Source organism: Asanoa siamensis (assembly GCF_016862555.1).
GTDB lineage: Bacteria > Actinomycetota > Actinomycetes > Mycobacteriales > Micromonosporaceae > Asanoa > Asanoa siamensis.
This window is the reverse complement of the sequence record NZ_BONE01000217.1, coordinates 1-611: the sequence shown is the minus strand read 5'-3', so window position 1 is coordinate 611 and position 611 is coordinate 1. Positions and strand designations below refer to the sequence as shown.

Genomic DNA, 611 nt, shown 5'->3' with positions numbered 1-611 from the left:
CGCGACCCGTTTGTGGTTGACCGCCTCGCCCAGGCCGAGGGTCAGCTCGGCGTGGACCCGCGGCCACCCGTAGGTGCCCCGCGACTCGGCGTGAATACGGTTGATGTGTTTCAACAGCAACTCGTTGTCCTGTTCCCGGACGGATGTCGGCCGTGACCGCCATTCGTAATAGCCGGAACGGGACACGTTCAAGACCCGGCAGGCCACCGCGACGTCGATCCCGTCGGCGGCGAGTTCGTGGACCAGCCGGAACCCTACTTTGGGAGGACGTTCTCCCGCGCGAAATACGCGGCGGCTTTCTTCAGGATCTCGTTCTCGAGCTCCAACTGACGATTACGACGACGCAGCTCGGCGAGCTCTTTCTTCTCGACGCTGGTCAGCCGAACACCGGAGCCGTTCGAATCGGTGTCGGCCTGCGCCATCCAGTTACGCAGACACGACTCGCTGATACCGAGATCCTTCGCCAGCACGGCGACCGGTTTGCCGCCCGCGCGGGCGAGCTCCACGGCACGCTGACGGAACTCCAGAGGGTGAGGTGCGGGCACCGGGACATCCTTCCTGATGGCCGAGGCCATCTCAGGGCAGGTGTCCGGACTACGGGGTCAAGCTCA

The 611-nt window shown here is 64.8% G+C and carries 2 protein-coding genes; both read right to left on the bottom strand.

The genetic code is table 11. The annotated features are described in order from the left end of the window. The coding region (locus Asi02nite_RS42965; protein WP_373312461.1) for an IS3 family transposase at nt 1-186 on the bottom strand (186 nt) is incomplete at its 3' end. A 68-nt stretch (nt 187-254) separates the two neighbouring features. Further along, nucleotides 255-545, bottom strand: a complete 291-nt coding sequence (locus Asi02nite_RS41325) for a transposase (protein ID WP_203719498.1) — start codon at nt 543-545, stop codon at nt 255-257. Between the last annotated feature and the right edge of the window lie 66 nt (nt 546-611).